We start from the raw sequence: 7,691 nt of genomic DNA, 5'->3' as shown, positions 1-7,691 counted from the left end.
CAAAAACAGAACTTAGTCTGAGACTAAATTCTGTTGGTTTTATGCAGTTTTCTCAGAGTAACTTCTGGAAGGACGGGAACTAGAACTTACTTTGAGAATTTACCGCTAAATTCAGTTATCAGACCATTTCCTGCGGAGTTCTTAATATAAAAACGACATCCACTAGAAAAATCAAAAATATCCTAAATAATTGTCTACCAGAGGATTTGACCTTTTGAAGTCTTTCTTCCAACTTATTAGAATAAAGAACAGGTAGTGGAGGTTGCATCTTAGACACCACACTAATGCCAATAGTCATACTAATGGTATTGAGTATTCTCGTTTTTATGTTCCAATCCTAATTAAGAGGCTAGGCAAAAAGTCCAGCCTCGCTTCTCAAAGTTCGTGTCAATATTTTTTTCTAGTAAACATGATGGTACGATCGACGTGTTGTGTGAGAGAGCTCAGAAATCTTTCCGATTAGGTCTGTTTTTTGTAAAAGCTCCTCTAATGGCAGATGAATACGATAATTCCAGTTGTTTAATGGATCGCTCGGATCATTAATACGTTCACTGTTGATATCAGCGATAGTTGTCTCTGGAGCTAAAGCAAATAAGTCTTGTAAGGGGACTATAACCAGCATGGCATTTGAGTCAAAGCGTCTTCGGATAATTTCACGAATCACATCATGATTAATAGGATGTGGTGCTGGCCCATACCAGTGTAGAACATTAGAATAATAATTTTGGCTAGTTTCGTAGTCTTCTTCCCACCACTGTCTAAGCGTAGCGGTATCATGAGTGGATGGTGTAGCAACGCAGAGGTAATCTAAGTTATCAAGATTTTGAACAAATTGACTAGGATCACTAGGCATGCGTTCCACAGCCAGACTTAAAATTTTCAGCTCATCCATCACCTCTGGGACGGTTGTAGGAACCATGCCTAGATCTTCTCCACAAGCAAGCATATCTGTCGAAGTAATCAAAGCGGGTAATTTTTCGAATGCCTTTTCTTTCCAGAAATAGTTGTTGCGGTTGTAGTAATAGTCATCGTGCATCCATCGCAGTGTTTGTTGAACGTTATGGCCAAATTCTGCAAAGGAAATTGTATCCATGAGTTCAATACGTGGGTGATAAAGATTTGGGTTTGCATGGTCTTTGATAAAGACAACATTCTCAGTCAACTGATAGAGACCTTGACGAATATTTTCATCAATATCTAATTCTTGTAACACACGTTGATCTTGGAATTCAGCTTTGATCTCATAATTTTCAAAACCGATGTAGTTGAGGTAATTTTGAATAACCATATCGCGATTATCGCGACCAAAGATACGATCAATCACCCAGTCCTTAATAAAAGGTTGAGTGAAGCGAGCATCTCCCCCCCAAGAACGATAAGGAATACCAAAATATTCAATTTCCTCGGCGGTGAATCCTTTAGCGGGTGTAAAATGACCTAGCAGACCACGAACAGAGGTCTCAGGAATTTCCCAGATACGGAAGAATCCGAGAATATGATCCAAACGGAAGGCATCAAAGTAGGTTGCCATAGTTTTCAAGCGATCTTTCCACCATTGAAAATCAGTTGCTTCAATGGCAGACCAATTATAGGTTGGTAGCGCCCAGTTTTGTCCAGTGGTTGAAAAAGCATCTGGTGGAGCCCCAGCTTGCATGTCCAGATTAAAGAGGTCAGGATTTTCCCATGCATCGACTGAATAGCGTCCAACGCCAATGGCGATGTCTCCTTTTAGAGCAATTCCCAAAGAATGACAATAGTCACTAGCTTCTAAAAGCTGCTGATGGAGCAAATATTGCAAATAAAATTGAAAATTGATGAAGTCGCTGACCTTGTCATCCTGACAGAGACTTTCAAAAATTTCTTGGCTAAATTTCTCATAACCCGCCCATTGGTCAAAAACTTTAGTTTCAAATGTTTCTAGTAAATAATTGAAGGTGGCATAAGCAGGTAACCAAAATTGTCTGTCTTTAACAAAAGTCTTAAAAGCAATGTCAGTGAGTAGATCCTTTTTTACAGCATCAAAAGCTAGGCGGGCATATTTTAATTTTCCAGTGATAACAGCAGCATAATCTGTTTCGCTAAGTTCATTGAGACGTTTCTTCTCTGCCTCGTAGTTTTTAAGCGTCTTCGTATCTAAATGTTTAATAAGGGGTTCCAAATCAAGATAAATAGGATGAAGAGCAAATACCGAGATGGCTGTATAAGGAGAAGAATCCTTAGAAGTTTTTGTTACAGTTGTGTCATTAACTGGCAACAGTTGAATCAGATCAAGCCCAGCCTGATGACAGAAATCGGCTAATAATTTAATGTCACTAAATTGGCCAATACCAAAATCACGGTCGCTTTTTAATGAAAAAACAGGTATAGCAGTACCTGTGTGATAAGCCTTTTCTCCATATGGTCTAAATGAAAAATTAGTAGCCATAAAATCTCCCCCAGCAAGCGTTTTCTTTGTTTTAATTATACCCTTTCAGGGTCTTAATTGCAATAGAATTGTAACAGAAGATGAGAATTTCATAAAAATGGCTCACCTACGTTTATAAGATGCTTTTTTTATGTTAAAATAGAAAAGAATTTAAGTGAAAGGTGAGGGTTAAAAGGGTGTTTTTGAGAAAAAACACAGTCTCCACAAGGAAAACACAATCATTATGTAGAAAAATGTTACTGTTTTAGCTAGTAGGAGACAGCCTTTATATCATAAAATGAAACTTCAAAAACCTAAAGGAACTCAAGACATTCTGCCAGGACAATCAGAAAAATGGCAGTATGTAGAAAATGTTGCACGTGAAACATTCAAAAAATATAATTATGGTGAAATTCGTACGCCATTATTTGAACACTACGAAGTCATTTCGCGCTCAGTGGGCGATACGACTGACATCGTAACAAAAGAAATGTATGATTTTTACGACAAGGGGGATCGACACATTACCTTGCGTCCAGAAGGAACAGCACCAGTAGTGCGTTCATATGTGGAAAATAAACTTTTTGCACCAGAGGTTCAGAAACCTGTCAAAATGTATTATATTGGCTCGATGTTCCGCTACGAACGTCCGCAAGCTGGTCGTTTACGTGAGTTCCACCAAATTGGCGTGGAGTGCTTTGGTTCCAGCAATCCAGCTACAGACGTTGAAACTATTGCCATGGCTTACCAACTTTTCACAGAACTTGGTATTAAAGATGTAACCCTGCATCTCAATAGTCTAGGGAATACGGAAAGTCGGCTAGCTTACCGTCAAGCTTTGATTGACTATTTGACACCGTTGCGTGATTCTTTGTCAAAAGACAGCCAACGTCGCTTGGATGAAAATCCTCTACGCGTGCTGGATTCTAAAGAGAAGGAAGATAAGGTTGCGGTGGAAAATGCTCCATCAATCTTAGATTATCTTGATGAAGATAGCCAAACTCATTTTGATGCTGTGCGTAGTATGCTAGAAGTTTTAAATATTCCTTATGTCATTGATACCAATATGGTACGAGGTCTAGATTACTATAATCACACCATTTTTGAATTTATCACAAAAGTTGACAAATCTGAACTCACTATCTGTGCTGGTGGTCGTTATGATGGATTGGTAGAGTATTTTGATGGACCAACTACCCCAGGATTTGGTTTTGGACTAGGTTTAGAGCGCCTTCTTCTCATATTGGAAAAACAAGGTATTGAGTTACCGCTTGAGCAAAGTCTGGATGTCTATTTGGCTGTTTTAGGGGATAAGGCTAATAGCAAAGCTTTAGAGTTAGTACAAGCTATCCGCCATCAAGGGTTCTCAGCAGAGCGTGATTACCTTGAGCGCAAAATCAAAGCGCAATTCAAATCAGCAGATTACTTCAAAGCAAAAACGATTATTACCCTAGGTGAAAGTGAAATTGAGGCTGGGCAAGTAACACTTAAGAATAATAAGACACGTCAAGAGATCACCGTTGGATTTGAAGAAATTAATAGCAATTTTGCTGAAATTTTTAAAACATTAGTATAAAAATCAGCTAGACTTGTTCTAGCTGATTTTTAGTGATAAAAGCAAATACCGATAAGAAATAGAACTACGCCAATCACTTCAAAGATAAATGCCGCAATTGCTTTCTTTTTGCCTTTTTGAAAGGCTAGAAAGTCATCATCGGAGAACGCATCTCTTGGATGTTTTTTTCGTGTAAGAAGATAAAGAATAAGCCCTTCGCTATGTTGACCGCTAATAGAAAACCAGGCCCATAATTTAGGTTTCTTGATATGGCGATACTGGGCATCAAGGTAAACGACTTGAAAAAGTTGATATGTCAAATAGATACCTGAGAGAATAATAACGCTACAACCAAGACTAACAAATAAAAGCATGTAAATCACCTCCTAAATGCGATTGATAATTTGGTAAAAAAGGAAAGTTGTACTTGCTAAAGCAATTAAGAAGCAGGTGAAAAGCAAAGTAGTATTTTGAGTAATGAGGCTATTAAACAAAATAAATGCAATTAAAATAATGATATTTAAAATAATAGCCGTTAATAAGCGCCGATTACTAGCGACAGTGTTAGTACTTTTTGATAAATGTTCAATCATAGCTTTGTCTCCTTTCAGAAGTTGATCAAGACTAATTTGGTAAAGCTCACTTAGTGTAATAAGGCTAACGATATCAGGATATGACTTATTATTCTCCCAATTAGAAATTGTTTGGCGAGAAACTTGAAGTTGTTGAGCTATTTGTTCCTGTGTTAGCCCTTGTTTGTTACGAGCCATCTGCAGTTTTTGTCCAACATTGATATTTTCTGTCATATTAACCTCTCCTTTTCTCACTCTTAGTGTAAAAGATTTCATCCCGTTTGTCTATCAAATATTGTTGACAACTGTGGTTTTCGAATGACAAAATTTTTTGACAAGCCTGTTTTAACAAATTAGCTCTGCTATTTCTTTAAAAACCTAAAAAAGTCCCCACAATGGGTGGGGTTTTTGTGTGCTTTCTGCTATAATAGATGGGAATGAATATTTTAGATGGAGAATGTATATCATGGAACGTACAATGTATGCTGGTCGCGTTCGCGCGACACATATCGGACAAGAAATCACGTTGAAAGGCTGGGTGGGTCGTCGTCGAGACCTCGGTGGGCTGGTTTTCATTGACCTTCGTGATCGTGAAGGGATTATGCAGTTGGTCATCAATCCTGAGGAGGTTTCTGCTGATGTTATGGCAACTGCTGAAAGCTTACGTAATGAATTTGTAATTGAAGTAAGTGGACAGGTTGCTGCGCGTGAGCAGGTAAATGCTAACTTGCCAACAGGTAGCGTTGAGTTGAAAGTATCTGCCTTAACTATACTAAATACAGCTAAAACAACGCCTTTTGAAATTAAAGATGGTATGGAGGCTAGTGATGATACCCGTTTACGTTACCGTTACTTAGACCTTCGACGCCCAGAAATGCTCAGTAATTTTAAATTACGTGCAGCTGTAACACATAGTATTCGTAACTACCTAGATGAGTTGGAGTTTATTGATGTCGAAACACCGATGCTGACCAAATCAACACCAGAAGGTGCGCGTGATTATTTGGTGCCAAGCCGTGTTAGTCAAGGTCATTTTTACGCGCTTCCACAAAGTCCGCAAATCACCAAGCAACTTTTGATGAATGCTGGTTTTGATCGCTATTACCAAATTGTTAAATGCTTCCGTGATGAAGATTTGCGTGGAGACCGTCAACCTGAGTTTACACAAGTTGACTTGGAAACATCATTTCTTTCAGAGCAAGAAATCCAAGACATTACAGAAGGAATGATTGCTCGTGTTATGAAGGAAACCAAAGGGATTGATGTTACACTGCCATTCCCACGTATGGCATATGATGATGCCATGAATAACTATGGTTCAGACAAACCTGATACTCGGTTTGATATGCTTTTACAGGACTTGACAGATATTGTCAAGGAAGTTGACTTCAAAGTTTTCTCAGAAGCACCATCGGTCAAAGCCATTGTTGTGAAAAATAATGCTGATAAGTATTCTCGCAAAGCTATTGATAAATTGACAGATGTTGCTAAACAATATGGCGCTAAAGGGTTAGCTTGGGTTAAATATAATGATAGTTCCTTAAATGGTCCAATTGCTAAGTTCTTGACAAGTATTGAAGGCAAGTTGACAGCAACTTTACAACTTGAAGAGAATGACTTAGTTCTTTTTGTAGCAGATACGCTTGAAATCGCAAATGCGACACTGGGTGCTTTGCGGACGCGTATTGCTAGAGAGCTCAACATAATTGATGGCTCGAAATTCAACTTCCTTTGGGTTGTAGACTGGCCGATGTTTGAATGGTCAGAAGAGGAAGGACGCTACATGTCTGCCCATCACCCATTCACTTTACCGCAAGCAGAAACAGCGCATGAGCTTGAAGGTGATCTCGCTAAAGTTCGTGCAGTCGCCTATGATATCGTTTTGAATGGCTATGAACTTGGTGGTGGAAGTCTACGGATAAATCAAAAAGAATTGCAAGAACGTATGTTCAAGGCTTTAGGCTTCTCAACTGAAGCAGCTAATGAACAATTTGGCTTCTTATTGGAAGCTATGGACTATGGTTTTCCACCGCATGGTGGCTTGGCGATAGGTCTTGATCGTTTTGTTATGCTACTTGCTGGTAAGGATAACATCCGTGAAGTGATTGCCTTCCCTAAAAATAACAAAGCTTCTGATCCAATGACTCAGGCACCAAGTGTCGTTTCAGATAAACAGTTAGATGAATTAGCATTATCAATCGATAGCAATGATTAAAAAAGCATCTTTATACAAACGAAGTAAGTTTGTCATTAGCCGATGGGCAAAAAAATTCGGATTGTGGCGTACTCTTCGGAGTATTTCCAAAGAAAAATATGCAGAGAAGTTTTCCGCTTCTCTCTTTTATGGCTTGATGTCGGCAATTGCGGTTAATTTCTTTTTTCAGCCAGGTCATGTCTATTCAAGTGGTGTTACTGGACTAGCACAGGTGGTGTCAGCTCTGAGTCACCATTTGCTTGGATTTACCGTTCCTGTATCGCTGACTTTTTATGCAATCAACCTCCCACTTTTAATTTTGGCTTGGTATAAAATTGGTCATAAATTTACAATCTTCACTTTTATAACAGTAACCATGAGTTCGCTTTTCATCCAAATTATGCCACAGATTACGTTGACAACAGATCCGCTCATCAATGCAATTTTTGGTGGTTTGGTCATGGGAACTGGGATTGGCTATGGCTTAAAATCCCGAATTTCAAGCGGTGGAACTGATATTGTTAGTTTGACAATCCGTAAAAAAACAGGTCGTGATGTGGGAAATATCTCTCTTATGGTTAATGGACTTATCATGATTTTTGCGGGTCTTTTATTTGGTTGGCAATATGCTCTTTATTCGATGGTTACCATCTTTGTCTCTAGTCGTGTGACGGATGCGCTTTTCACCAAACAAAAGAAAATGCAAGCCATGATTGTCACAAGCAATCCAGATCGGGTTACGCGTAAAATTCATAAGCAACTCCATAGAGGTGTTACTTGTATCAATGATGCTGAAGGAACATACAATCATGAGAAAAAAGCAGTGCTAATCACTATTATTACTCGTGAGGAATATAATGATTTTAAGCACCTCATGTTAAAGGCAGACCCAAAAGCCTTTGTTTCCATAGCTGAAAATGTCCATGTTATGGGACGTTTTGTTGACGTTGATTAGAAATGGTAAGG

At 38.7% G+C, this 7,691-nt stretch carries 6 protein-coding genes; 3 read left to right on the top strand and 3 right to left on the bottom strand.

The genetic code is table 11. The features are described from left to right. Positions 1-400 precede the first annotated feature (400 nt). Entirely contained in the window at positions 401-2,425 is a 2,025-nt protein-coding gene (locus A3I7_RS0107030) for a 4-alpha-glucanotransferase (protein WP_018376083.1), read from the bottom strand. A gap of 277 nt (positions 2,426-2,702) precedes the next feature. On the opposite strand from A3I7_RS0107030, the gene hisS reads away from it, so the two are divergent. Further along, entirely contained in the window at positions 2,703-3,980 is a 1,278-nt protein-coding gene (gene hisS, locus A3I7_RS0107025; RefSeq protein WP_018376082.1) for a histidine--tRNA ligase, read from the top strand. Positions 3,981-4,009: 29 nt separating this feature from the next. Here hisS and A3I7_RS0107020 read toward each other — a convergent pair whose 3' ends face one another. Then, complete coding sequence (locus A3I7_RS0107020; RefSeq protein WP_018376081.1) at positions 4,010-4,333, bottom strand: hypothetical protein; 324 nt, start codon at positions 4,331-4,333, stop codon at positions 4,010-4,012. 12 nt (positions 4,334-4,345) lie between these two features. Beyond that, positions 4,346-4,753, bottom strand: a complete 408-nt coding sequence (locus tag A3I7_RS0107015; RefSeq protein ID WP_026217173.1) for a helix-turn-helix domain-containing protein — start codon at positions 4,751-4,753, stop codon at positions 4,346-4,348. Positions 4,754-4,997: 244 nt separating this feature from the next. Between A3I7_RS0107015 and aspS the strand changes: the two genes are divergently transcribed. Together aspS and A3I7_RS0107005 are read left to right on the top strand one after the other, a co-directional pair. Beyond that, entirely contained in the window at positions 4,998-6,746 is a 1,749-nt protein-coding gene (gene aspS, locus A3I7_RS0107010; protein ID WP_018376079.1) for an aspartate--tRNA ligase, read from the top strand. Beyond that, positions 6,742-7,680, top strand: coding sequence for a YitT family protein (locus tag A3I7_RS0107005; RefSeq protein WP_026217172.1), 939 nt, complete (start codon positions 6,742-6,744; stop codon positions 7,678-7,680). The genes aspS and A3I7_RS0107005 overlap by 5 nt, the downstream gene beginning before the upstream one ends. Positions 7,681-7,691 lie beyond the last annotated feature (11 nt).

The sequence above is a fragment of the Streptococcus orisratti DSM 15617 genome (assembly GCF_000380105.1).
GTDB lineage: Bacteria > Bacillota > Bacilli > Lactobacillales > Streptococcaceae > Streptococcus > Streptococcus orisratti.
Note: the sequence above shows the minus strand (reverse complement) of the source record. Positions and strands in the feature narration are given on the sequence as shown.

Bases quoted from the DNA above. Each gene is read 5' to 3' on its own strand.
- A3I7_RS0107030 (WP_018376083.1), bottom strand. From the start codon at position 2,425: ATGGCTACTAATTTTTCATTTAGACCATATGGAGAAAAGGCTTATCAC.
- hisS (WP_018376082.1), top strand. From the start codon at position 2,703: ATGAAACTTCAAAAACCTAAAGGAACTCAAGACATTCTGCCAGGACAA.
- A3I7_RS0107020 (WP_018376081.1), bottom strand. From the start codon at position 4,333: ATGCTTTTATTTGTTAGTCTTGGTTGTAGCGTTATTATTCTCTCAGGT.
- aspS (WP_018376079.1), top strand. From the start codon at position 4,998: ATGGAACGTACAATGTATGCTGGTCGCGTTCGCGCGACACATATCGGA.